The organism is Anaerocolumna aminovalerica, assembly GCF_900115365.1.
In the GTDB taxonomy this organism is placed as follows: domain Bacteria; phylum Bacillota; class Clostridia; order Lachnospirales; family Lachnospiraceae; genus Anaerocolumna; species Anaerocolumna aminovalerica.
This window is the reverse complement of the sequence record NZ_FOWD01000004.1, coordinates 114,954-139,038: the sequence shown is the minus strand read 5'-3', so window position 1 is coordinate 139,038 and position 24,085 is coordinate 114,954. Positions and strand designations below refer to the sequence as shown.

25 protein-coding genes are annotated in these 24,085 nt (G+C 33.8%); 5 read left to right on the top strand and 20 right to left on the bottom strand.

Annotated features, from left to right (window positions below; translation table 11 throughout):
* Nucleotides 1-182: 182 nt before the first annotated feature.
* The 7 genes from dnaK to lepA form a co-directional block, all read right to left on the bottom strand.
* Nucleotides 183-2,045, bottom strand: coding sequence for a molecular chaperone DnaK (gene dnaK / locus BM183_RS03725; protein WP_091684489.1), 1,863 nt, complete (start codon nt 2,043-2,045; stop codon nt 183-185).
* Between the two features lie 106 nt (nt 2,046-2,151).
* On the bottom strand, nt 2,152-2,814 hold the full coding sequence (gene grpE, locus BM183_RS03720; protein WP_330392308.1) for a nucleotide exchange factor GrpE: 663 nt from the start codon (nt 2,812-2,814) through the stop codon (nt 2,152-2,154).
* A gap of 23 nt (nt 2,815-2,837) precedes the next feature.
* Nucleotides 2,838-3,872 carry a heat-inducible transcriptional repressor HrcA gene (gene hrcA / locus BM183_RS03715; protein WP_091684488.1) on the bottom strand — a complete coding sequence of 345 codons (1,035 nt, stop codon included), beginning with the start codon at nt 3,870-3,872 and terminating at the stop codon, nt 2,838-2,840.
* A gap of 148 nt (nt 3,873-4,020) precedes the next feature.
* Entirely contained in the window at nt 4,021-4,455 is a 435-nt protein-coding gene (locus BM183_RS03710; RefSeq protein ID WP_091684486.1) for a GNAT family N-acetyltransferase, read from the bottom strand.
* Nucleotides 4,456-4,534: 79 nt separating this feature from the next.
* Nucleotides 4,535-5,692, bottom strand: a complete 1,158-nt coding sequence (hemW, locus tag BM183_RS03705; RefSeq protein ID WP_091684485.1) for a radical SAM family heme chaperone HemW — start codon at nt 5,690-5,692, stop codon at nt 4,535-4,537.
* Between the two features lie 93 nt (nt 5,693-5,785).
* Nucleotides 5,786-6,274, bottom strand: coding sequence for a DUF3201 domain-containing protein (locus tag BM183_RS03700; protein ID WP_091684483.1), 489 nt, complete (start codon nt 6,272-6,274; stop codon nt 5,786-5,788).
* 404 nt (nt 6,275-6,678) lie between these two features.
* Complete coding sequence (gene lepA / locus BM183_RS03690; protein WP_091684479.1) at nt 6,679-8,490, bottom strand: translation elongation factor 4; 1,812 nt, start codon at nt 8,488-8,490, stop codon at nt 6,679-6,681.
* Between the two features lie 237 nt (nt 8,491-8,727).
* Between lepA and BM183_RS03685 the strand changes: the two genes are divergently transcribed.
* Nucleotides 8,728-9,207, top strand: a complete 480-nt coding sequence (locus BM183_RS03685) for a hypothetical protein (protein ID WP_091684477.1) — start codon at nt 8,728-8,730, stop codon at nt 9,205-9,207.
* A 127-nt stretch (nt 9,208-9,334) separates the two neighbouring features.
* Here the strand turns inward: BM183_RS03685 and spoIIP are convergent, their stop codons facing one another.
* Both spoIIP and gpr read right to left on the bottom strand, forming a co-directional pair.
* Nucleotides 9,335-10,735, bottom strand: coding sequence for a stage II sporulation protein P (gene spoIIP / locus BM183_RS03680; RefSeq protein ID WP_170847877.1), 1,401 nt, complete (start codon nt 10,733-10,735; stop codon nt 9,335-9,337).
* A 312-nt stretch (nt 10,736-11,047) separates the two neighbouring features.
* Complete coding sequence (gpr, locus tag BM183_RS03675) at nt 11,048-12,010, bottom strand: GPR endopeptidase (protein ID WP_308742636.1); 963 nt, start codon at nt 12,008-12,010, stop codon at nt 11,048-11,050.
* 279 nt (nt 12,011-12,289) lie between these two features.
* Between gpr and rpsT the strand changes: the two genes are divergently transcribed.
* A complete protein-coding gene (gene rpsT, locus BM183_RS03670; protein WP_091684473.1) occupies nt 12,290-12,553 on the top strand; it encodes a 30S ribosomal protein S20 in 264 nt (87 codons plus the stop codon).
* A 162-nt stretch (nt 12,554-12,715) separates the two neighbouring features.
* Here the strand turns inward: rpsT and BM183_RS03665 are convergent, their stop codons facing one another.
* A complete protein-coding gene (locus tag BM183_RS03665) occupies nt 12,716-13,021 on the bottom strand; it encodes a late competence development ComFB family protein (protein ID WP_242960840.1) in 306 nt (101 codons plus the stop codon).
* A gap of 273 nt (nt 13,022-13,294) precedes the next feature.
* Nucleotides 13,295-13,630 carry a helix-turn-helix transcriptional regulator gene (locus BM183_RS03660; RefSeq protein ID WP_091684471.1) on the bottom strand — a complete coding sequence of 112 codons (336 nt, stop codon included), beginning with the start codon at nt 13,628-13,630 and terminating at the stop codon, nt 13,295-13,297.
* A gap of 163 nt (nt 13,631-13,793) precedes the next feature.
* Between BM183_RS03660 and BM183_RS03655 the strand changes: the two genes are divergently transcribed.
* On the top strand, nt 13,794-14,060 hold the full coding sequence (locus BM183_RS03655; protein ID WP_091684470.1) for a hypothetical protein: 267 nt from the start codon (nt 13,794-13,796) through the stop codon (nt 14,058-14,060).
* A gap of 177 nt (nt 14,061-14,237) precedes the next feature.
* Here the strand turns inward: BM183_RS03655 and speD are convergent, their stop codons facing one another.
* The 4 genes from speD to BM183_RS03635 form a co-directional block, all read right to left on the bottom strand.
* A complete protein-coding gene (gene speD / locus BM183_RS03650) occupies nt 14,238-14,588 on the bottom strand; it encodes an adenosylmethionine decarboxylase (protein ID WP_091684468.1) in 351 nt (116 codons plus the stop codon).
* Between the two features lie 147 nt (nt 14,589-14,735).
* Nucleotides 14,736-15,932, bottom strand: a complete 1,197-nt coding sequence (locus BM183_RS03645) for a bis-aminopropyl spermidine synthase family protein (protein WP_091684466.1) — start codon at nt 15,930-15,932, stop codon at nt 14,736-14,738.
* Nucleotides 15,933-16,347: 415 nt separating this feature from the next.
* Nucleotides 16,348-16,623 (bottom strand): CD3324 family protein, encoded by a 276-nt coding sequence (locus BM183_RS03640; RefSeq protein WP_091684465.1) that lies wholly within the window; start codon nt 16,621-16,623, stop codon nt 16,348-16,350.
* A 290-nt stretch (nt 16,624-16,913) separates the two neighbouring features.
* Entirely contained in the window at nt 16,914-17,336 is a 423-nt protein-coding gene (locus tag BM183_RS03635; protein ID WP_091684463.1) for an N-acetyltransferase, read from the bottom strand.
* Nucleotides 17,337-17,916: 580 nt separating this feature from the next.
* On the opposite strand from BM183_RS03635, the gene BM183_RS03630 reads away from it, so the two are divergent.
* Nucleotides 17,917-18,366 (top strand): MarR family transcriptional regulator, encoded by a 450-nt coding sequence (locus tag BM183_RS03630; RefSeq protein ID WP_091684462.1) that lies wholly within the window; start codon nt 17,917-17,919, stop codon nt 18,364-18,366.
* Between the two features lies 1 nt (nt 18,367).
* On the top strand, nt 18,368-18,937 hold the full coding sequence (locus BM183_RS03625; RefSeq protein ID WP_091684460.1) for a cyclase family protein: 570 nt from the start codon (nt 18,368-18,370) through the stop codon (nt 18,935-18,937).
* A gap of 268 nt (nt 18,938-19,205) precedes the next feature.
* Here BM183_RS03625 and BM183_RS03620 read toward each other — a convergent pair whose 3' ends face one another.
* The 5 genes from BM183_RS03620 to BM183_RS03600 form a co-directional block, all read right to left on the bottom strand.
* Nucleotides 19,206-19,412, bottom strand: a complete 207-nt coding sequence (locus BM183_RS03620) for a cysteine-rich CWC family protein (RefSeq protein ID WP_091684459.1) — start codon at nt 19,410-19,412, stop codon at nt 19,206-19,208.
* 143 nt (nt 19,413-19,555) lie between these two features.
* Nucleotides 19,556-19,765, bottom strand: a complete 210-nt coding sequence (locus tag BM183_RS03615) for a hypothetical protein (RefSeq protein ID WP_091684457.1) — start codon at nt 19,763-19,765, stop codon at nt 19,556-19,558.
* 34 nt (nt 19,766-19,799) lie between these two features.
* Nucleotides 19,800-20,708: a D-isomer specific 2-hydroxyacid dehydrogenase family protein gene (locus tag BM183_RS03610; RefSeq protein WP_091684455.1), complete on the bottom strand. Its 909-nt coding sequence runs from the start codon at nt 20,706-20,708 to the stop codon at nt 19,800-19,802.
* Nucleotides 20,709-20,721: 13 nt separating this feature from the next.
* Complete coding sequence (locus BM183_RS03605) at nt 20,722-21,507, bottom strand: aspartate dehydrogenase domain-containing protein (RefSeq protein ID WP_091684453.1); 786 nt, start codon at nt 21,505-21,507, stop codon at nt 20,722-20,724.
* A gap of 241 nt (nt 21,508-21,748) precedes the next feature.
* Complete coding sequence (locus tag BM183_RS03600) at nt 21,749-24,055, bottom strand: transglutaminase domain-containing protein (protein ID WP_091684451.1); 2,307 nt, start codon at nt 24,053-24,055, stop codon at nt 21,749-21,751.
* Nucleotides 24,056-24,085 lie beyond the last annotated feature (30 nt).

Sequence of the window (24,085 nt, the reverse complement as noted above, 5' to 3'; positions counted from 1 at the left end):
CTTTTTAATAATCAATCTAAGGGGATATATTTCATCCTCTTGACCGTAATTTATTCTTAATCCACAAATAGGCAGTCAAAAGACCGCCTATTTATAAATGTCAGGGAACGACCCACAACCAATATACTATACAAAATATTTGAAAAAGTCAACTCCGGAAAACCTTTATAGATGCTACTGATTTATACCTCTCTGTAGTCTCCATCTACTACATCATCAGCAGCAGCTCCGCCATCGGCTGTATAATCCGGTGCAGGTCCCCCTTGTGTACCTTGAGCTCCCTGTGCCTGTTCATATACTTTTGCAAATAAGTTCTGTGCACTTTCCATTAATTTTTCTTTTGCAGCTTTTAAATCTTCTAATTCTCCATCAGACATAACTTCTGGATTTGCTTTTTCCACTAAATCCTTTAAGTGATTCAAATCAGCTTCTACCTTGGATTTATCATCTGCATTAAGTTTATCACCTACATCATTTAATGCCTTCTCTGTCTGGAATACCATTGAATCTGCATCATTTCTAACTTCAACAGCTTCTTTACGTTTTTTATCCTGTGCTTCAAATTCAGCCGCTTCTTTCACTGCTTTTTCGATATCAGTTTCAGACATATTAGAACCGCCTGTAATTGTAATGTGCTGTTCTTTACCTGTTCCTAAATCTTTTGCTGATACGTTTAAGATACCATTGGCATCAATATCAAAAGTAACTTCGATTTGAGGAACTCCTCTTCTAGCTGGTGGAATGCCATCTAGTCTGAATTGTCCAAGACTCTTGTTGTCTTTGGCAAATTGTCTTTCACCCTGTACTACATTAATATCAACTGCTGTTTGGTTATCCGCAGCTGTTGAGAAGATTTGGCTCTTCTTGGTAGGGATAGTTGTATTTCTTTCGATTAATCTTGTTGCAACACCACCCATAGTTTCAATACTTAAGGATAATGGTGTAACGTCAAGCAACAGAATATCTCCTGCTCCGGCATCTCCGGCTAATTTACCACCCTGAATGGAAGCACCAAGAGCAACACATTCATCAGGATTTAAGGATTTGGATGGTTCATGACCAGTTAATTGCTTTACTTTATCCTGTACAGCTGGAACACGGGTAGAACCACCAACAAGTAAAACTTTACTTAATTCAGAAGCAGCAATTCCGGCATCTCTTAATGCGTTTTGAACAGGAGTTGCTGTTCTTTCTACTAGGTCATGAGTTAATTCGTCAAATTTTGCTCTTGTCAGGTTCAGATCAAAGTGCTTTGGTCCTTCTGCGGTTGCAGTAATAAAAGGTAAGTTTATATTTGTTGTAGCTGCAGAAGATAATTCTTTCTTTGCTTTTTCTGCTGCTTCTCTTAATCTTTGAAGGGCCATTTTATCTGTAGATAAGTCTACACCTTCTGTTCTCTTAAACTCATCAATCATATATCTTGTAACTTTTTCATCAAAGTCATCACCACCAAGTCTGTTATCACCTGAAGTAGCTAAAACTTCAATAACGCCGTCACCGATCTCAATAATAGAAACGTCGAAAGTACCGCCGCCTAAATCATAAACCATGATTTTTTGTTCTTTTTCATTATCAAGACCATATGCTAAAGCTGCTGCTGTAGGCTCGTTGATAATTCTCTTAACATCAAGTCCCGCAATTTTACCCGCATCTTTTGTAGCCTGTCTTTGCGCATCGTTAAAGTAAGCTGGTACAGTAATAACTGCTTCTGAAACTTTTTCTCCCAAATAGCTTTCTGCATCTGTTTTTAATTTTTGAAGAATCATTGCAGAAATTTCTTGTGGTGAAAATCTCTTATCATCTATTTTAACTTTGTAATCAGTTCCCATATGCCTTTTGATAGATGCAATTGTTTTATCAGCGTTTGTTACAGCCTGACGTTTTGCTGGTTCACCAACTAATCTTTCACCTGTTTTTGTAAATGCAACTACTGAAGGAGTCGTTCTGGTACCTTCTGTATTAGCAATAATTACCGGTTTTCCACCTTCCATAACGGCAACACATGAGTTTGTCGTTCCTAAATCGATTCCTATGATTTTGCCCATAATTTATTCCTCCTAATTTTTTCAATATAACAATATAAATTATTACAAACTACTAATAAATTATAAATAAATATAATGTATTTACTTAATAAATAATTATATTACTTTAATTAACAACTCTTACCATACTATGTCTAACTACAGTATCTTTAAATATATAACCTTTTTGGAATTCTTCTGCTACTATGTTTTCTCCCAGTTCAGGATCCTCAGAATGCATTACTGCATTATGAAAATCAGGATTGAATTCCTTACCTGCTGCTTCTATCGGTTTTAGACCGGATTCCGTTAAGGTATCCATTAATTGTTTATAGATTTTTTCAATACCTTGTGCAAATCCTCCGGACTTTTCTTCTTCTGTTAAGGTTCCTAGTCCTCTTTCGAAATTATCAATAACCGGAAGGACTTTTTCTATAATGTCTCTTGCACCGATTTCAAACATCTGTGATTTTTCCTTTTCCGTGCGCTTTCGATAATTATCAAACTCAGCGAAGGTGCGCTTTAATCTGTCCTCAAGTTCTTCAATCTTTAGATCTTTCGGATCTTTCTTCTTTTCTTTCTTTTTAAAGAACTTTCCGGATTTCTTATCTTCATTTTCTTCTGTGCCTTCTTCAGCTTCCAGATTCACATCCTGTTCTATTTGCTCATTATTATCTTCATTTTCTAAGGTTTGGTTTGCACTATCTGGATTTATATTATTTTTCATTTCTTCCTCTTGGTTAACTCCATCTTTCTTTAAATCCTCTACAGAATTATCCTTATCTTCCACTTTTGTTACCGCCTTTCCTTATGTTAAGTTTTTTTCTTAAATATTTCATCCAACTGCACCATAAGTGTATGCAGCGTACTGACTACTTTTTCATAATCCATTCTCTTTGGACCAATAATGCCTATCTTGCCATAAACACCGTCTTCAATTTCATAAGTGGCTGTTACAACAGAACAATCTTTCATAGCCTCTACGGGAGTTTCACTTCCAATATATACTTGAATACCTCTCTTTTCGGAATCTTCTGAAGGGGAAGCGGCTACCAGCTCTGTCAGTTGATTTTTTTCCTCAAAAGTATTCAGTAATTCTGATACTTTATCCATATCGCTAAGTTCAGGATATTTTAACATATTGGTTGCACCGCTGGTGTAAATCTCCACATTCTTTTCTTCACTGATTGCCTGAGCAATTGCATCAAGAATATCACTTACAACGCCACTGTATGAACCTGCTTGTTCTTTCATCTTCTGAATAATAGTCAGATTAATTTCAGAAAGATCTAATCCTTGAAGGAAAGTATTAAACACAATATTTAATTTAAGAATAATCTCTTTATCTAATTTTTCTAATGTATCGATTATCTTATTCTTTACTATATTACCTTCCAGTAAAATAACAGCAAGTATCTGATCATCATCCACTTCTGTTAATTGTATGAACTTTACTTTTCTGCTTCGGTATTGAGGCTTTGTAACTAATGTGGCATAATTGGTATTCGCAGCTAGTAACTTAGCTATTTGTTTTAATAAAGTATCTATCTTATCTGCTTTGTCTACCAGAAGTACTTTCATATCTTCTACTTCTTGAATTTTGTCCTGCAGCATAGTATCTACATACAAACGATATCCTTTATCAGATGGAATACGACCTGCTGAAGTATGAGGCTGAATAATATACCCCTGTTCTTCTAAGTCAGCCATTTCATTACGAATTGTTGCGGAGCTTAGATTTAAATCGGTTAATTTAGAAATTGTCCTGGAGCCGACAGGTTCGCCGGTTTCAAGATAATTTTGAATAATTGCCTGTAATATCTTTAACTTCCTATCATCCAATACCATCTAACCACCCCCAACTTTATTGTTAGCACTCACTGTCAAGGAGTGCTAACATCTTTATACATAAAATAGCACTATCAAATTGCTTTGTCAAGTGTTATTTTACTCAATTAATATTTAAATTTCATCAAAAAAGAAAACCATACTATGTTTAATAATCTAATTTCATAATATGTTCTTTACCAAATATTTGTCCGGTAAAATCAAAGCCAACACTTTTATACAGTTTTACTGCATTTATGCTTTCTTTATGTACACCAAGAAAGATTTTATTATGAGACTTATCTTGTTCAATGATTTCCAAAAGTTTTTTCATAGCCTTTTTACCATATCCCTTTGATTGGTAATGTTTATCAATCATCAATCGATAGATCCAATACTCCCCGTCATCTTCATCAATACAATACATAACAAATCCTACCAACAATTCATCATCATAGACGGCAAGTGGTATACATTCCGGTTGAACTTTAGATTGTGCTATGGAAACTGCATTTGAAGTTACATATTCAACTTGATTCTCTGTAACAGAAAGTTCAATGCAATCCCAAAAATTTTCCCTTGTAATTTCTTTTAATAAAACCAATCGCTATTACCTTCCTTTTTACAATTTAATAAACAAAATCTCTATCCATTGAAATAATAATAACCGATATAAAAAATAATTATTCATCTAATAAGAATCTAGCCATAACTACATTACTTAAGTCTAGTCCCTTTTCCGTAAGAAATATATGATTATGCTCCTCCATTAATAAACCTTCCTCAAAAGATTGTTTTAAAACATCTCCATAAATATTTTCAATATCTTCACCAAACAAATCCTTAAACTTATTCTTATGAATTCCCTCTGTCATTCTTAGACCTAAAAACATAAACTCTTCCATTTGTTTATTTTTATCTAAATATTCAATATCTTTTCTAATTTGCTTTCTGTTATGGGAATTTTCAATATAAAGCTGCATATTCTCTTCATTATGAAATCTGATATTATGAAACAAGGAAGAAGCTCCCAATCCTAGCCCCAAATAGTTAGTTCTAGTCCAATAGGAAGAATTATGCCTACAAGCATAACCAGGTCTTGCATAGTTGGAAATCTCATACCTATAATACCCTGCTTTTTCAAGAACTTCTCTTGTCTTACCATAAATTCTTCTATCCAGATCTTCATCTTGATCCTCTTCACTATACCGTTCAAAAAACGGCGTCCCTTCTTCCAGAATCAAACTATATGCAGAAATATGTTCTGGTTTTAACAAGATAACCTTCTCTAAAGTACATAACCATTGCTCCATGGTCTGCCCCGGCAAAGCCGATATCAAATCCACATTAATATTCTGAAATCCCAGTTCTCTAGCCAGCAAATAATTATCTTCAAATTCCTTATAAGAATGAATTCTTCCAAGCAGCTTAAGTTCTCTGTCATCCACTGATTGCAGTCCAAAACTAATCCGGTTAATACCTGCTTTCTTATATTCCTTAAGTTTATCTTCATTCAGAGTCCCCGGATTTGCTTCAATGGAAATCTCTGCCTTCTCACTAACAGGAAAGACTTCTCGTACTGCTTCTAAAATATCCCCAATAAACCTCCCATCAACAGAAGACGGAGTACCTCCACCGATAAAAATCGTTTTAACAAGGTACTCCGACGCCAAATCCCTATTAGATAAAATCTCCTTAATCAGAGCCTTCACATAAAGTCTTTTAGTCTCTTCACTAGCCGGCCCCGAAAGAAAATCACAATAATCGCACTTCTTTACACAAAAAGGAATATGAATATATAACCCTAAGTCCTTATAACTGTCTATCAACTTATTTTCCATAGTATATTATTCCTCCTTTCAAAATTCATTTGCAAATGATGCACCTTACTTAATCAAATCCTTAACTACCTATTTCAATAATAAATGAACTATTTACAAAATAAATGTACCCATAAATTCTAATTTTTTAATCAATTCTAATATAATACTTTTTTCTTCAAGAAATCTAAGTTGAAATTCTATACCAATTTCATTTTCATTGCTGTGAATGATTCTTTCCGTAATGTCATCAAGTTTTAGAGAGGAATTATAAAAATCATTCAAATAATCTTCTACTCCGTAAACATCAAAATTATAATCGGAAATTAACTTCCACTCAAATCCAATTATCTTTTCTTTCTTCATTTTACATTCTATAAATATATGATTTATATCTATTCCAATATCGCAAATATCCTTTACTGTAACAAGAGGAATTGGATAATACTCCAAAATCCATTGGTTATCTTTTCTGATAGAATGATTATTACAAAACTTCCATTCATAGTCATAATTCAATTCCTTCAATGCTTTTAATAAACATTTTAAATATTCATAAACAGGCTTGTAAATATCATTAAGTATCTCAATAGTATTCTCCATAAGCTCCTCCAATTTATAAAAAATCTACCATTCCTAATCCCTCTGTAGATTCTTCTCCCCAATTCAGTCAAGCTGAATTTGTACTAAGCTTGACAATATCATCCAACAAACAGCTGAAAAAGCCTCCACAACATAAATTGATTTTGCAGAGGGTGGCTGTATTTCATTTGTTTTTCGCGTCGACCGGCCGAAAGCGGTCTCCATGCTTACTTAAGCCTCTAGGATGTTGAGAAAATGCAAGCATTGGCCTTGCATTTTCATAACATCCTAGAGGCTTGTAAAAAATTTGGATTCCGCTTTCGGGAAAGGCAGCGAAAAACAAATGAAATGCTGCCACCCTCTGCAAAATCCAACCACTTACAGGCTTTTTCAGCGTCCCTTTGCCATCATGCTCAGTCCACAGTTTAATCTTCGTCCAATTTAAGAACACTCATAAATGCTTTTTGAGGAATTTCTACATTACCGATTTGGCGCATACGTTTCTTACCTTCTTTTTGCTTTTCAAGGAGTTTTCTCTTACGGCTGATATCACCGCCGTAACATTTTGCAAGAACGTCCTTACGCATAGCCTTTACCGTTTCCCTTGCAATAATCTTACTACCAACAGCAGCCTGAATAGGAATTTCAAAAAGATGTCTTGGAATCTCATCTTTTAGCTTTTCACACATTTTTCTTCCCCGTTCATAAGAAGTGTCAGCATGAACAATAAAGGATAAGGCATCCACTTCTTCCTTGTTAATAAGAATGTCTAATTTCACAAGACTGGATTCTTTATAACCCTTTAACTCATAATCAAAGGAAGCATATCCCCTGGACCTGGATTTTAAAGCATCAAAGAAATCATAGATAATCTCATTTAAAGGAAGTTCATATTTAAGAAGGGCTCTTGTAGCCTCCATATATTCCATGCCAAGATAAACGCCTCTTCGTTCCTGGCATAATGACATAATAGAACCCACAAATTCCGTTGTAACCATAATCTCAGCACTTACTACCGGCTCTTCCATATAATTAATTTCTGAAGGATCAGGTAAATTGGAAGGATTGGTAATTTCAAGTACCTGTCCATCTGTTTTATGAACCTTATAAATAACACTTGGTGCTGTTGTTACAAGGTCTAAATTATATTCTCTCTCCAGTCTTTCCTGAATAATTTCAAGGTGTAACAGTCCTAAGAAACCACAACGGAAACCAAAACCTAAAGCAACGGAAGTTTCAGGTTCAAATTGTAAAGAAGCATCATTAAGCTGCAATTTCTCCAAAGCATCTCTTAAATCAGGATATTTTGCGCCATCCGCAGGATACATACCGCAGTATACCATCGGATTAACCTTTTTATAGCCTGGCAAAACTTCTTTGCAAGGATTATTGGCATCTGTTACGGTATCGCCTACCTGAGTATCCTTTACATTTTTTAAGCTTGCAGTAATATAACCTACCATTCCAGCAGACAATTCCTCACAGGGGATAAATTGTCCCGGCCCAAAAGTACCTAACTCTACTACCTCTGCCGTAGCACCGGTAGCCATCATTTTTATTTCAGTCCCTCTGGTGACCTTTCCCTCCATAATACGGCAGAATATAATAACGCCTTTATAAGAATCGTATTTGGAATCAAATATTAAAGCCTTTAGAGGTTCATTAATATCACCTTTAGGGGGTGCTATTTTAGCTACAATCTGTTCCAGAACTTCTTCAATATTCAGACCGATTTTTGCAGAAATCAAAGGAGCATCTTCTGCATCCAGTCCTATAACATCTTCAATTTCAGCTTTCACCCGATCCGGTTCAGCACTTGGTAAATCTATTTTATTAATTACCGGCAAAATATCCAGATTATGGTCAATGGCTAAATATACATTAGCTAAGGTTTGTGCTTCTATACCCTGGGCTGCATCTACAACCAGGATTGCTCCTTCACATGCAGCTAAACTTCTTGATACTTCATAATTAAAATCTACATGTCCCGGAGTATCAATTAAATTAAAAATATATTCTTCTCCGTCCTTTGCTTTATAAACGGTACGAACGGTTTGAGCCTTAATGGTAATTCCACGTTCTCTCTCAAGTTCCATATTATCCAAAACCTGAGATTGCATCTCTCTGCTTGTCAGTAAGCCTGTTTTTTCAATAATACGGTCAGCCAAGGTTGATTTTCCATGATCTATATGTGCGATAATACAAAAATTTCGTATATGATTCTGGTTCATTAACATTTCCTCCTGCAAAAGTGAGTTATATTCTGTTGTATTATAGCATAGTCATATCTCTCTTACAAGAAAAAGCATATAAGATTAGTAATATATAGAAACCAAAAAGAGTTGTATCCCTTACTAAGTCCACAAAATCATGTCGTAAAAACTCATATTATGTTATTTTATGTAACACGGAATAGAGTTCCTCATATTATATAGTAGAAATCCATTTAGTATAGACCAAAAGGAGGTATAAATATGACTAATTGTCTAACTGTTATAGGTGCATTGAATATTGCTGAATTCACCGGACAGGTTGTTAGAATCACTTTATGCAGCGGACAGGAGTTAGAAGGCATCATAGAAGAGCTATGCCCAACAGCATGCCGCTTATGGATCAATCCCGGAGAACTTTGCCGCTCCAATAACGAAATCAGAAAAGCCTGGATTGCAATTCACGCAATCCAATCTGTCACCTTTGATGGTGAAGATGAAATACGTGGCAGTTGCTCCGAATATACTAATCAAGAAGAGCTTCAAGGTATTATAAAAGCCTTAGATGCTGCCGAGGTAACCCGGCAAATCGTAAAAGTTGGTTTGAATTGCAATGGGATGCCTGTAAAAGTAAGAGGACAAATATTAAAAGTTTCCAATGATACTTTCTGCATCAGACTAGTAGGAAGTGGCGAGGTAAAAGAAGAAAAAATCGAAAATATTGAATATGTTACATTTTCATAATATTTCCTAACCGGATTAGCCTCCGTGAATGTGACTCCTATCCATAAAGTATATCTTTATAACTGAAAAGGAAGCCCCCCTGCTTACTATATCACAACAGGCGGGGCTCCTTGATTTAGTTTGGTTATTACTGTTTACCTGTCAGTACCTGATCCAATATATCTGCAAGCAGATCCATGGCATTTTTAGCTTCTCCCAATGTATTGTTCTGAGTGCCTGTCTCTACCAGCAAGGATTTCGGACGTAAATGCATATTATAACGGTAGGCCTTTAAATAATTTTTATACATTAATCCCGGATACAATTCCCTGCCTGCTAATTGCAATTGCAAACTAAATGCCAGGTTATCCTGAGTATATGGATTATCCAGATAAGATATTTTTTCACCTTTTGAATTTGCACTTAAACCATTAAAAAACATAAGTTGAGCAACTTCTTTTCCGTTAATTGTGGACACCCTTTTAGCATCCGAATTTACACCATCTCTATGTAAATCTATCACTACTTCAATAGATGGATTGTATTCCAATATTTTTTCTATGCCTGGTTTTGCGCAATTATAAGCCAGGTTTCTATCTAATTTACCATCTACAATATCATAATGGGTTTTATCATGTATTACATTATATCCGTATTTCTCCGTAAGCACCTTTGTTAAATATGCCCCTAATCCTACTATGGTATCATCTTCAACACCTTCACGGCTGTCAATAAATGTTTCTCTTGAATGGGTATGATATATTAAAATCTGCGGCTTCTCAGATTTTTGTTTTATTGTCATATCCTTGCCTAATAATTTCTTTGCATCAAACATTTTATCATCCACTTTGGTGGAACCATCCGTGATATAAAAATTATTATATAAAAATGATCGGTTTAGTAAATTCTCTAATGTAAAATACTGACCATTTATTTTTCCCAGTGTTTCCTTTGCATTTATTTTATTCTTTGTATTATTGCTTTCATTTAATATAAGATTACCGGTATCACCTTGCTCCAAATAAACATCTCCGTTTATAATATCAATTGGCATTAGGTTTTGGGGATTTGTCATTGCTGCTTCACTATCCATGTCAGAATCTTCATTCGTTCCATTTGAATCATCAAGTAACTTTTTTTTGTTCTCATTTAGAATTGCCATATAAACTTCATCACTGAATTTTAAGTCTCCGTTTGCTAATACTCCTGAATCATGATCTTCTTCTATGTAATGGTTTGAATCTGCATTTTCTGCTACATATCGGTTAATTGGAGATATACCGGCCATAGCATTTAGAATGAAATTATTTTGTTTATTATCTTTACCGTCGTTTATCACATAATCTGCAATTGGTATATTACTCTGCATCATATAATTACATAAGGAGGAAATCAATTTATTTTCAACAGGGGTTCTTGAATCTGTGTTTAATTCTGCCCCAAATATCTGTATACATTGAATGATTAATCGAATGCTTAAGAAAACTATTAACCCCCATACGGTTATATGAAACAGTCTAGCCTTTCTGTACCTGCTACACTTTTTCATATTAATAACCATGCTCCTTTCAAAGTTTGGAGATTTTGTACAGCACAATCTCCGGCTGAAAGAATGAAGTTCTTTCAGTCTTCCCTCTTTCCTGCCATGCTTTCGCGCGTTCTAATGAATGCCGAGGATTACCCTTTCCCGATTTTTTTTCCTTTTTTACGGCCGTACTTGCCACTGCAAATTAATATGTAGTCTAAAATCTTACTTGGGTAATGCATCTTTAGTAAGCAAATGTCATATTCTATCATATGCAGCTTTCTAATTTATGATAACTTTTTAGGGCATTATTTTAAAAGATTTTAGACATGCTTATTATGAGAAACATTTATTTAGTGCTTCTGATATGGTAAAACTAATTCTTTTTATAGAATCATCAATGCTTTTCGGTGTTACAAACATATTTGCAGTTTGCTGATTAACTTCTGAAAGAAATTGATAAATCTCTTTTTCCTCCAATCCTTGCTTTCTCATATATTGTTCCATAGTATCATTTACTATAGTTGCAGCATCCACAACAGTGGGAACTCCAATTGCAACGACATCAACTCCAAGACTTTCTTTGTTCAAAGCTTTTCGATTATTCCCTACACCGGATCCCGGACTGATTCCAGTATTGGTGATTTGAATGGTAGTATTCAAACGATTGATGCTTCTTGCTGCAAGGGCGTCTATTACTATAACTAGTTGAGGCTTTGTTTCTTTGATAATTCCCCGTAAAATCTCACTGGATTCCATACCGGTTTGCCCCATTACTCCCGGTGATATAGCACTTACATTACCTAAATTATTTTTTTCTTTAAATTCATCGCCAAACTCCCGAATTAAATGTCTGGTGACAAATAAATTATCCACCACTTGTGGTCCTAAAGCATCCGGTGTTACTTCTCTATTACCAAGTCCGGCAATCAGAACATTTACTTCCTCCAAATTAGCTGCCACTTTTTTAAGATATTTTACTATTTCTTCAGTAATAGGTTCATGAAAGCTTTCATCATCTTCCTGTAATTTTGGTGCTTCAATGGTTATATAGGTTCCAATGGGTTTACCCATGGCTTCTGCACCTTTTTGATCCTTTATGACAACAGTTGTTATCCGTATATCCTTATCCTTATTATATTCTTCATCCAGAATAACTCCCTTAATCTCAACATCATCTTCCTTGAAACTCTCACGAACTTCTAATGCAAGGTCAGTACGGGACATACCTTTTACATTTTCTTTATTGTAAAAACTATTGAAACTCTGGTTAGAACCATCCGTATTTTTATCTACCATAATATCACTCTCCATATCATTTCTTTTACTTACGTTAAGATAAAGCATTCTGAACATCTATTTTATTAACCGTAATAAAATTTAAAATAGATTCTCTATACAAAATAAGTTAAAACAATTATATCTATTGTAGTATTTTCTTCATTTATTTAAAAAATATGTATTGACAGATGTCTTGGTTTATAATACTATATAATAGTATGTTTACATTAGAACGACCGTGTCCGGATTTAATGAAACAAAGTTAATTCAATAATATTATTTTTGGAGGTGTATGATTTGGCTAACATTAAATCTGCTAAGAAAAGAATCTTAGTTAATGAAACTAAGACTTTAAGAAACAAAGCAATCAGATCTAAAGTTAAGACTGTTATAAAGAAAGTTGATGCTGCTGTGGCTGCCGGCGACAAAGAACTTGCTAAAACAGCTCTTACTACTGCAATTTCTGAAATTGATAAAGCTACTTCAAAAGGCGTTTATCATAAGAATTCTGCATCAAGAAAAGTATCTCGTTTAAGCAAAGCTGTTAATTCAATCGCTTAATTCATCATATAGCAGTTACGAAACTAACCCATTCGTAACTGTAATTTATAAAAAAGACTGTTATAAAATATATAATTATTTTGCCAAATTGTATATTTTATAACAGTCTTTTTATTTTATTATTTAATTTTCTAGTTATAAACTCAATATACGCAGTAGATGCTATTCGTCATGCTTTGGATTATCTTTTACAACTTTAATAGCTTTTGTTAATGCTATAACAATTTCGATTTCGTGCTCATTATTTAATTCACATAAGCGGGCATATAACTCCCCTTCTTTTGTTACAACATATTTAGGATGTAATTGATTTAATGTACAAGCGATAATATCCATTTTACATTTTTCACATTTACAGCAATCTAAAGTATCCCACATTTCATCTAACATTTGAAGTACCAATGTCTCCATTACATTATGATACGTATTCATATTTTTCCCTTTCTGCTGTTCCTTAAATCTACTCATTAATCCCCTGATACCACTTAATTGTAGAATTTACTTCTCTCCTTTAACATAGGGAACTCATGAATGTATCTTCTTCTGCCGTTAACCTGCTTGTACCACAATTTATTATCACAAACGGAGAAGTGGAATTCTAACTCCATTTTACGCACTACATCAGGTAAATAAATTATAAATGAAGGCGATTATTAAGTCAATAAATTTAAAATTAGAAAGGCAAGTGCGGAATCAATTCAAGTATAAAATTATAAATCAAATGGAATTACATGACTTTTTTTACTTTTTACTCAAATCCGTAACAAGAGCTAATATATATTTAAGTTGTTCGTTACTCAGCTTATATAATCCCTTATTAATGGAGTCTATCAGTACCGGATTTCCTATGATTTCCTCATTGAAAAAATCCCGTGGATGGATATTAAAATAATCGCATATCCAAAAGAATGTTATCATCCGCGGTAGATTGTGTCCACTGGTCAGCTTTGCGATATAGCCTGCTGATTGACCAAGGGATAGAGACATTTCTCTTTGTGAAACTCCTTTATCTATACGAAATTTTTCCAGTTGCCTTATAAATAAAGCTTCATATTCGTGCTTATCATCCTCATTCATTATAGTTCATCCTCCTTTGCGTATAATTGTAATATACACATTAGGTCGAATCGTGTTCATAAAGTATATATTTTTTAGATAGTATATCCATACTGACCATATTTATGATATAATATATACATGAAGTATAAACTTCTAATTACTATAATAAGGCGGTGTTAAAATGGGAATCGGCTTAGAACTATACCAATGGGCGGCAAAGAGAGGATTAGAAATACCGTTGCTTATCTTTTTGCTTGCTTTAACGATACTATTGATTATTATAGCTATGAATTTTAAATATGAAATCAGAACAACTTCACCTTTCAGAGATTGCATATATGTAAAAAAAGACCATGAAACTGACACAATTACGTGCAGCTTATATAAACATAAACCGTTATTTATACGAGAACAGCAATTGGAATGCCCAATTGATCAACTTAAATAAAATTCTGTTAATATTTCAGGCATTTCAGAAATGCCTGAAGTTTAGGATTTGCAAAGGATTTACTGTTATTTTGGTGTTGTTTTCACGAAAAAGGAGCTGGTCACTAATTACTTAGTGGGACAGCCCCCATTTAATAAAATTATATTTTCAGTACAGAATAAAATTCAAAGTGTAATATCAACAAATTTGACCTCTCAATATTTCCTTCATTTCTATCTTTTCAAATATTAAGTTTTCTTTTAAATATGCTACTACTTTATCAGAATCAAAACTTTTGGAGCATGTAAATATATCAATTCCTACATAATTATCTTCCGGCCATGTATGTATTGTTACGTGTGATTCTGAAATGATTAATGCGACACTTAACCCTTGAGGATGGAACTTGTGAAACGCTTTTGAAATAATTGTGGCATCCAGTATCTCTACTAATTTTTCAAGCATTTCTATTATATAATCTGTATTTTCTAGTTGGTCAAAATTACAACCAAATAAATCAAACATTAGGTGATATCCTGTGTATTTCAAAATTTATTTCCCTTTCATTTAATTCCATTGTTAATTGTGTAAATTTAAAGTTGTATCTTAACTGTGGATACATTATTGTGACATACTGATATGCTCTTTTCCTATGATTTTATATTATATTTACATTTACTAGGATCCTATATGGTGTTATTTGTAAATTTCCTTATTACCATTTAATATTTCTTTTTTACTAACCATATTGAAGAAATGGTGGCCGCAAATTGTACAGCCGGCAGTTTTTAATTTTTCTATTGTACTGTAAGTATCTTCAAAGCTAACATAATGTATGGTATTACATTTCTTGCAGACGTATTTCCGGCGCGTCCTTTTTATTTCTCCTGTGTATATTGGAATATTAAATTTTTCCCCCATACTTGGTGTTCTTGTAGCTGCGGTAGTCTTCAATAAAAACATTTGGCTGCTATTTCCTAAAATACCTGCACCTTCATAACGATTAAACTGGGGCATAATTCTTAATGCAGATAAACCTAATTCGATAAACATCTTGTGAATTTTTAACATTTCTTCTTGTGATTTATGGGCGTAGGATAAGAACACGTTCAAAGAAACAGAATTTTTTAGGCATTCCAATCCTCTTGATAAGAATAACTTCATTCCTGATAATGTATAGGGAGGGTCTGTGTAAAAGCAGTCCATTTTGCAAAGATATTTGCTGGGGATTGGGTTACGGAAATCAATATTGTAACACTCTATAGGTAAGTCATAAATTCTTGCGATATCACTAATATAATCCAATATTCTTTGGTCACTGTCTAAAACATAGATTTTTGTTTTACATAGGTTCATGTTGCCTCCATATAAAGTATGCAACAGTATTCCTATGGAAACACTGATCAAATCATCATCACCGACACAGAGAATATTTTTCCCAATCAAGCAATTATTTTCAAGACATAATAAAGCTCTTTTTATAGCAGTTTCCAGAGTACATTTAGATTGATCAACAGATACATCCACTTCTGGCCTGTTCTCAAAGATATTATTAAGCTTTTGTGATAATTGCTCAATTACCTCGTCAACATAATTATGATTTAATTTTTTATATAATTCCACATTAATTCCTTTATACCCTAATTCGTTTTCAACAAATTGTTTACCTTTGAGACTCAAATGAATACCGGTTGATTTTTCTAAAAGCTTAAGTTTCATCGCTTCATTTTTTATTGCTGTTACCAAAGGTACAGGGATATTGTTTAATATGGCATAATCTTTACTGGTATCTCCACGGGAAAAATAAAAGTCAATCAATAATTTCTCTATGGCCTGCCGGCCTTCTTGAATCTTTACATTTTGATACATTATATCTAAATAGTTATTTTTCATTATTACACCTATCACTTTTACAATTCTTTTTCAACCGCACAAAGTACATAATTAACATTATCAATATACGCGTACTGTATTACGACACTACATCCATCTTATCTATCATTTTCTTTTCAACCTAATAGGTACCATTATTTTAGTAAGTTAGTATTTGTTTACATAAAGCTTTACTTATTTTTTATTATAACAGATAACCTACATGTCAAGTGTCTACTCTTTGTCTAACAATCGAATAGGAGACTTTCTGTTAATTAAGTATACGACTGTACAGCACTTTATCCGAATGATCAATCATCTTATTTTTCAATACTTTTTGCAGTTGAATACTACTTCTACTTTCTGACTCCTTACATCACATCAGTAAAGCACATAAAAAAGCGACATAGGGAAGTCCATGTCGCTTTTCTTGAAATTATAAACTAGATTTTATTTTGTTAATAATTTTATATATGGTTTTTGGAGATAAATAATATATTGATGCAAGTTCTTTTACAGAAATTCCATTGTTATATTTTTTAAAAATCTCAATGTTTCTCTTTTTGATTATTTCTTTACTTCTATTAACTTCCCCCCACATTCTTTGATTGCCTTCTTTGCGGGGAATATAAACATATTGCCCATCAACATAGTTTTGTATCTCAATTAACAACTTAGCTGGGAATATTTTCCCGCCTTGTTTGTAGCCCATTATGCTCCCTCCTAAATTTTTCTTAGGTTCGAGCAAAGGCTATTCGTCCATTCGGTTGTATTCAATAGCCTTTGCTACGCATAACGAACCGAGGAAAATGTACTTAGCATGCTGAAGTGCACTCCTTCCATTAACTTATTTCATTAATTATAATATTGTTTTATCAGTATGTCAAATTGACTATCTTTTTGGGAAATGGCAACAGCCCTTTAGTCTACTGGCTGCCCAGCTTTAATTTCGCAAATCCAAAAGAAACTAGCTGTTTTTGATGTACATACCCTAAATTCAGATTATCGGCTCCATTCCATAATATATTCTATTTCTCCGGTTCCCTCGTCTATTTGTTCTTTGGAAATTGTGAAGCCTTCTCTTAAATAAAACTGAACTGCCCTGGCATTTCTCTGATAGACTTGTAAAGATAATTTCATATACTTTTCTTTAGTGTAATTTAGAAGTTTTTTGCCTATTCCTCTGGATTGATTGTCCTTAGAAATAAATATCCCTGCAATATAATCATCAATCAGACCTATAAATCCCTGTATTTGGCTATTGTGTTCATATACATAAATTGTTGATTGGGGCAGCATTTCTTTAACAGATTTAAAGTTATTATCCCAATAACTGTTATCGATAAAATCGTGAGCTTGTTTGTTCGTTTCTAGCCACAGTTCCATGATGGAGTCTAAATCTTTTAACATAAATTCTCTAATCATATCATCATTCCTCCTTTGATTTTTTTAATGGTTTGATAAACATTTACATTGGCTGGCTGGTATCGTTATTAAAATTAATAATGTAATATTTAGAACAAAAAAAACAGATAACCCTATCACTCAGAGTTACCTGCAATACTTAATAATACACTAACAACAAAGAAACACTTTTAGTGTTTCTCATGTTATAGACAAAAATCAGTCATTATATTAACCTAATTTTTGTCTTTGTATAGAGACCTATAATTTTTAGTTAAAGTATAGGTAGCTTGAGTTTATCTATCCTCAAAATAAGTACAACAAATACCCCCTCGTGATACGAGAGCTTCAAAATTTATTGTTCATTATCTTATCGAATAGACGACATCAAGACACCTCCCTTTTATTTGTACATTTATAATAACAAATTAATCTTAAATTAGCAAGATATTTTATTGGTACCAGATAAATACTTCTCAGAAAATACCTCCAGTTAATGCTATTATTAGTTAACTGAACTATTCTTTATTAATTTAAAACTTGACAAATAGAATTAAATAGGATAATATTGTTTCCATGGAAATAATATTGAGGTGATAGAATGAATGATAAAATCCTATATGAGTTTACACGGCTATATAATTATCAGGATATATTAAGTAAATTAATAAATGGAAAACTAAATTTTAATTATAGTCTTACAGAAATTCATTGCATTGAAATAATCGGACAGGGAGTGCAAATCAATGGTACAAAATTGGCCCAGATTATGAATATAACTAGAGGAGCAGCAAGCAAGATTACGAAAAGATTAATGGAACATAAGCTAGTTGAAGCCTTTAAGCATCCTGAAAATAAGAAAGAATTGTACTTCAAATTAACCGATCAAGGTATGGATATTTATAAGCAACATGAAATTGCCCATAAAGCATGGGTAGAAAGAGATATAAACTTTTTAGAAACCATTGATTTAAATGAACGAGAAATAATTTTATCCTTTTTAACCTTATTTAACGCTTACCTGGAACAGCTAATCAAGGAGGAATCATAATATGGAAATTGAATTAACTACAGAAATGGATAAGAAATTAATGGAACAGTGGTTATCCACTCAAGAGAACAGACATATTGCAACCGGTCATGCAGGTACACATTTGGATGTTTATAATAAGTCAACAATACCTTTAGAATATTTTAAAAATATAGGTGTATTACTGGATGTGTCCAGTATTTCCGAAGAAAGAGAAGTTAGAATAGATGATATAGACGGTATAAATATCCCGCAAAATAGTTTCGTTCTGATTCGTACAGCACGTAGTGAAAATGAAGTTTATGGAACAGCTGGCTATTTCTCTAACCATCCCCAATTATCCCATGATTTGATTAATTATTTATTGAGTAAAAAAATACGTTTTATCGGAATTGACTGTTCTGGCATCCGACGTGGTGATGAGCATGAAAAAGCTGATAGATTATGTGAATCGAAAGGAGTTTATGTGGTAGAAAATCTTACGAATTTAGATAAGTTAGTTGACGCTATTAACTTTAACATTTACGCTCTATGGTTTAATGATGAAATCGCAACCGGATTACCTTGCCGCATTATAGCTGATATAGAATAATGAATCACATAAAAAAGTGTCTAAAGTTTTTTGGACTGTTTTTTTACTAGATAAATAAGACAATGCTAAGCCATACAAATGTTTGTTAAAAAAGTACAGCGTAATAAACACTTTTGGCAAAGAACCTAAAAGATGGTATCTCCCAAGTCATGAAATGACTTGAGGATACCATCTTTATTTTTCATTAACCAGTAAAATAAATTGGATTCAATAAACATTATATTATTAACTGGCATTGATTTGATCTAAAGCAGATAATAGGATTGTCCTATTTATTATTATTTTTTTCCTTAAAAGCAATGATACAATCACGGCATATACATGCCTTTCCCTTTAATTCCTCCGGAGTTTGCGCTAAAAGTTCTTTTGGAACCTTGATGGTTGTACACCAACAGGTACCATGCTCCAAGCCTTTTTCATAACCACAGTTATTCTCTTTTCCACATAGAGGACATATTTTTTTATTAATGCTCATTATATTATACCTTCCTTTTCGTTTTATTAATAAAATCATGATTATAACAAGGCATTAAAATTAAAATATCTGTAACAAAAGCATTGCTATCTAGTAAAATAAAGTACTATCCATAAGTTGACATTCCGGATAGCTATATACTGTTATCCTGCCATCTGCCAAAAAATATAATTTATCATTCCCATAGCAAAAACGGGCATCAAAAATTCATACGTAAAACCATTTACGTCAGCAAGTGTGGTTAAACCGGAGGAAGGATCAATCTTTACAACTGTACCGGTTTTTCTGTTATCATACAGGTCATCATCTATTATAATTGGAAATGCAAATATATTATTTTTTGCATCTACCATAATGCTGTGTGGATAATGGATATTTTGGATATCTTTATCTTAATTCTATGTCACTCTTTAAGTATGTCTCAATATTATTCAATACCTTTTCGCTTAAACGATCGAAGGCTTGTTTTGTCCGGCCGGAAGACACATCCATACAATTGACATGAGGATGTAACAGAAGCTCACCTGTATCCCCTAACGCACCTGCAGTGTCACAGAAAAATTCATTATCCCCATGTGAAAGCCACTTGGTAAGTGCAGAAATATCATGTGATGGACCAATGGAGGTATTAAACATGATTTTGTGATTTCCAAGCCATTCAAATTGTTCTTCTTGGAATAAGATGACGTTTTTATTTAGACAGGTGCAGACTACATCTACAGTCTGCAGCAAATCTTTTAAAGGCAGATATTTAATATCTCTTGCTTCCTCTTCCGGTTTTCGGGTACGGCTATAATAATATACATCTGCCCCAAAAGCCTGAAGTGCAACTGCTATCATTTGTCCTGAAGTACCAAGACCTACGATTCCGACTTTTAAATCAGTAATCTCTACCGGCAGCTCCTTCCACTGCTTCTTTCCGAAACCATGTAAATAACGAATAAGCTCACTGATTACATATTCAACAACTCCCTGATCACCATAATCACGTATTCCATAAACTGTGATATTTTTAGCATTGGCAGTAAGAATGTCCACATTGGCACTTTCCGGTGAATACAAGCTGCAACACATTCCGATATAGCGGATATTGGGACAGGCATCTAAAATTTCCTTATCAATACTGCTGGTATAGCTAAGCAGTACGGCATCGGCATCTCCGATTCGGTGAATAATCTCTTTATTATCCTCTGGTATATCATCAAATAAGATTACTTCTTTTGCATAATCATGAAGTTTTTGTTCCGCAGAGGGAATCAAGCTAACTGGCTCAATTGCCACTAACTTTTTAAACATGTTCTCATACCTCCTAAAATACAATTGGCGACACTGCATTCTGCAGAACAGCTACTACGCTCCAGGCTGCAACCTTGCTGGTTCGTGAATAGATATTAAGTTCCGTTCTTACTTCTTCGCCTTGTATTTCAATTTTGTATTCGTCCCCCTTAAAATCAGGTACTGCATCGATATTCATGACAGTATTTTCAGGACCTGCACTGGCAAGAGCAGTTGCCACTGCTACATTAACATGGGTAGGAAGGATAGAAATAGCTTCCTTGGTGGTACCGGTAAATACCTGCTCCCGTTCTGTAATATCAAGTAGTCCGTCTTTGTAAAGGGGCGTATAATAAAGTGAACCCGGTGCTTTTTGCGAACTGATAGAGGCGGTAATCGGACTCATTAAAGCTGCGGTACGCAAAATATCAAAACCCCCTACAGCACCACTGGCAATATAAACACGGCGGTTATTACGTGCTGCTGTAGTTTTTACCCGTTCATAAAATTCCTGATCTGCAAAAGCTCCGATAGATAATACAACAAGATTTGAGCCTCCCTTTAACACGATTTCACTATAATCCTTTACAGCCTTAACTGATGCTGCTTCAGCGATAAAATCCGGTTTCGTCTCCATAAGTTCATTTATATCAGAACATGCCTTACATCCAAAATGCTCAGCAAATGCTTTCGTGCGGTCATAAGTCTTTCCTAATACAGCTACAAGCTCATATTCCGGCAGATAGCCATCCTTTAATGCATTGGCAACAATTTCATTCAGATATCCACAGCCCATCAGCGCTAATTTTATTTTTTCCATTTTTATGTACTCTCCTTCTAGTTAAATAGTCATTAAACGCTATTCTACCATAGAAATCCTCTTTGGTCTATCCTATATTATTTGTACTATTTACCGGTGAGGTTCATTACATATATTCCTGCTGTAGCCGGTGTATTATTCACTGTTTTTTACTGCTTGAACATGCGGTACATACTAGTGCATCATTATTATAGTATTAAATATTTATTCTTTTCATGCTTGTCTCATCCTTTCCATTCTCTTAGTCTTCAACGGATAAATAGATAACGCCAAGCCAATGCCCACCCATTAATCTGTCTAATTTGTCTTCCAATTTTGCACGTTCAATCACTGACATTACAATGTCTTGGAATTCCTCATCGGATAAGTCATAATCTGTTCGAAGTGTAACAGTACCAGAAGCCAATATTTCTTTTGCAAGACTGTCTGCTATAGTACTTTTACTAAAATATTGGTTGCTTGCCCTGTAGTACTCAGCTTCCTCCATTACCGAAGTAAATTCTCCGTATTTTTGATTTAGGATATAACGATCATCTTCGACTAAGACCTTTGCAGCAGCCTTATCCGGAAGATTTAACAAAGCATTGAATAACTCTTCATTATCATTATTAGTAGAATCTACAGTTTTCCACTCATTATCTACAAATACTCGATTCCAGGCATGGGGCAGATTACCATTTAGATTACCTGTAACAACAATACAATTAAGTCCGGCTTGTTCCGCTAATAGCTTAAATGCTGCTGCATAACTGGCACATACACCTGTCTTATTTATAAGAACTCCATATGGTGTAAAGGAATCACGGAAAGAAGAATCCACAATATAATCATTTTCCATTGCATTTTCTAACGCAGCATTATCATATTCGGCAATGTCACATAAATACTGATTGATTGCGTACTCTTTTTCAATATCTGTCATTCCCGGTGTTATAATATCATTAACAACACGCAGTACTTCCTTTTTAATTTCTTCCTGTTTCTTTTCCTGTTCCGCCCTATCTTGCTCATACTCAATATTCAACATTTTAGTAAAACGATTGTATTGAAAACTGCTTACACCAAGAATAAGAGGATTCTGATAGATTGCTTCATACAAAGAGTCCCATAATAAATCAATATCCGCTGCTTCGCTAAAGTCCCTCAGGTCAATCGTTTCTTCATTTAAAAGCATATGTCTTGCCAGGTATTCTGATAAAGCACTGGAAGCAAATACAGGAAAGTTATCACCTTTTACAACAATTTCAGATTCCTTTGACGGATTCTTAGGACTATCCTTTTGATTATTTTCTTCCACTACGGTAAATTCTGGTTTATTCGTTACACCAGCATTTCCTTTTGAAGCTTCTGTTTGCTCATATAATAACTTCAATTCTTTTTCCATAGTTGTCTCATCAAAATTCTTTACTATGGAAATTAATTTTAAATCTGTACCATCGATAAAAGAATCCAGAACTAAAAGGGTTCTATCTTCCCCCTCCAGCTTAAATACAATATCCGATAATTGGGTAATTCTTGCATTTTCAATATCATAGGTAACTGTATACAGGACCGTGCTGCCATCACACATTTCTACAAGACGTCTGTTTCCCAGCAAATTAATTTTATCTGCTATAGAGCTTACCCCTTCTTCTGATTGACTAAGTGCTCTGTATGGCAGTTGATTTCGAAAAGAATCAATGGAAATCATATTACTTGCATTGGATGCATTACCATCTTTATCAATTGCCATAACCGTAACATAGTAAAGATCAAGATCATCGTCATTATTTAATCTATATTTAAAGTTGATTAACTTATGGACTCCCATTTCGATGATGTCCTTATCCACATGCTCTAAATCTTTCACTTTTTTAAAGGATAGAAAATCAAACTGAGTATCATCTTTCTTAACAAAACTAAGTATATATTCCACTGCTCCTGGAACCTCATCCCAGTAGTATCGTATATTTCCATCTTTTATCTCATATTTAAGAAATGGAGACTTTAAATCTCTTTCAACTGTAAAAATAGTTATTTGCGGTTTTTCTAGTTTCTCTCCTGTATTTAAATCATAAAAATAAGCTAGATAGTATGTATTTGCGTAGCCCCATCCTTCATTTTTAACGATAGAGAACATGTTAGTTACCGGCTTATAAACAGGACTTTTTGGAGGTGCTAGTTTAATTGTTTGTGTGTTATTATCATAGGAAGCTTCTGCTCCGGCCGGTATTGTTAAATTAGAATCTACATACACATTAGCATAATCCGTAATTTCAGCACTCTCTGGCAAAGTAAATTCAATAGGACAAGAGATGACTTCGTTTTTGGACAATCCATATAATGGTTCTGTATAGGTCTCAGTAGTAGAATAATTTTTCTTTAAATCATTTACAGTGATGATTTTATCCTCTACCCTCTTGTCTTGAATTGAATCTTCATCTAAGCCTTTTGTAATTTCATTATCTTTTGATTGACTTACATCAACGTCAGGTGTTTTTTTACAACTTACAAGCAGTAGTTGCATTACAAAAACAAAACAAAGCAATAAGGCTATTTTTTTCTTCATAATCGTCTCCTCTAAAATATTTAGTAAGGT

What these genes read in the sequence shown, in the direction of transcription:
- dnaK (WP_091684489.1), bottom strand. Translation starts at nt 2,045, where the DNA reads ATGGGCAAAATCATAGGAATCGATTTAGGAACGACAAACTCATGTGTT.
- hrcA (WP_091684488.1), bottom strand. Translation starts at nt 3,872, where the DNA reads ATGGTATTGGATGATAGGAAGTTAAAGATATTACAGGCAATTATTCAA.
- hemW (WP_091684485.1), bottom strand. Translation starts at nt 5,692, where the DNA reads ATGGAAAATAAGTTGATAGACAGTTATAAGGACTTAGGGTTATATATT.
- BM183_RS03700 (WP_091684483.1), bottom strand. Translation starts at nt 6,274, where the DNA reads ATGGAGAATACTATTGAGATACTTAATGATATTTACAAGCCTGTTTAT.
- lepA (WP_091684479.1), bottom strand. Translation starts at nt 8,490, where the DNA reads ATGTTAATGAACCAGAATCATATACGAAATTTTTGTATTATCGCACAT.
- BM183_RS03685 (WP_091684477.1), top strand. Translation starts at nt 8,728, where the DNA reads ATGACTAATTGTCTAACTGTTATAGGTGCATTGAATATTGCTGAATTC.
- spoIIP (WP_170847877.1), bottom strand. Translation starts at nt 10,735, where the DNA reads ATGAAAAAGTGTAGCAGGTACAGAAAGGCTAGACTGTTTCATATAACC.
- gpr (WP_308742636.1), bottom strand. Translation starts at nt 12,010, where the DNA reads ATGGTAGATAAAAATACGGATGGTTCTAACCAGAGTTTCAATAGTTTT.
- BM183_RS03665 (WP_242960840.1), bottom strand. Translation starts at nt 13,021, where the DNA reads ATGAGTAGATTTAAGGAACAGCAGAAAGGGAAAAATATGAATACGTAT.
- BM183_RS03660 (WP_091684471.1), bottom strand. Translation starts at nt 13,630, where the DNA reads ATGAATGAGGATGATAAGCACGAATATGAAGCTTTATTTATAAGGCAA.
- BM183_RS03655 (WP_091684470.1), top strand. Translation starts at nt 13,794, where the DNA reads ATGGGAATCGGCTTAGAACTATACCAATGGGCGGCAAAGAGAGGATTA.
- BM183_RS03645 (WP_091684466.1), bottom strand. Translation starts at nt 15,932, where the DNA reads ATGAAAAATAACTATTTAGATATAATGTATCAAAATGTAAAGATTCAA.
- BM183_RS03640 (WP_091684465.1), bottom strand. Translation starts at nt 16,623, where the DNA reads ATGGGCTACAAACAAGGCGGGAAAATATTCCCAGCTAAGTTGTTAATT.
- BM183_RS03635 (WP_091684463.1), bottom strand. Translation starts at nt 17,336, where the DNA reads ATGATTAGAGAATTTATGTTAAAAGATTTAGACTCCATCATGGAACTG.
- BM183_RS03630 (WP_091684462.1), top strand. Translation starts at nt 17,917, where the DNA reads ATGAATGATAAAATCCTATATGAGTTTACACGGCTATATAATTATCAG.
- BM183_RS03625 (WP_091684460.1), top strand. Translation starts at nt 18,368, where the DNA reads ATGGAAATTGAATTAACTACAGAAATGGATAAGAAATTAATGGAACAG.
- BM183_RS03620 (WP_091684459.1), bottom strand. Translation starts at nt 19,412, where the DNA reads ATGAGCATTAATAAAAAAATATGTCCTCTATGTGGAAAAGAGAATAAC.
- BM183_RS03615 (WP_091684457.1), bottom strand. Translation starts at nt 19,765, where the DNA reads ATGGTAGATGCAAAAAATAATATATTTGCATTTCCAATTATAATAGAT.
- BM183_RS03610 (WP_091684455.1), bottom strand. Translation starts at nt 20,708, where the DNA reads ATGTTTAAAAAGTTAGTGGCAATTGAGCCAGTTAGCTTGATTCCCTCT.
- BM183_RS03605 (WP_091684453.1), bottom strand. Translation starts at nt 21,507, where the DNA reads ATGGAAAAAATAAAATTAGCGCTGATGGGCTGTGGATATCTGAATGAA.
- BM183_RS03600 (WP_091684451.1), bottom strand. Translation starts at nt 24,055, where the DNA reads ATGAAGAAAAAAATAGCCTTATTGCTTTGTTTTGTTTTTGTAATGCAA.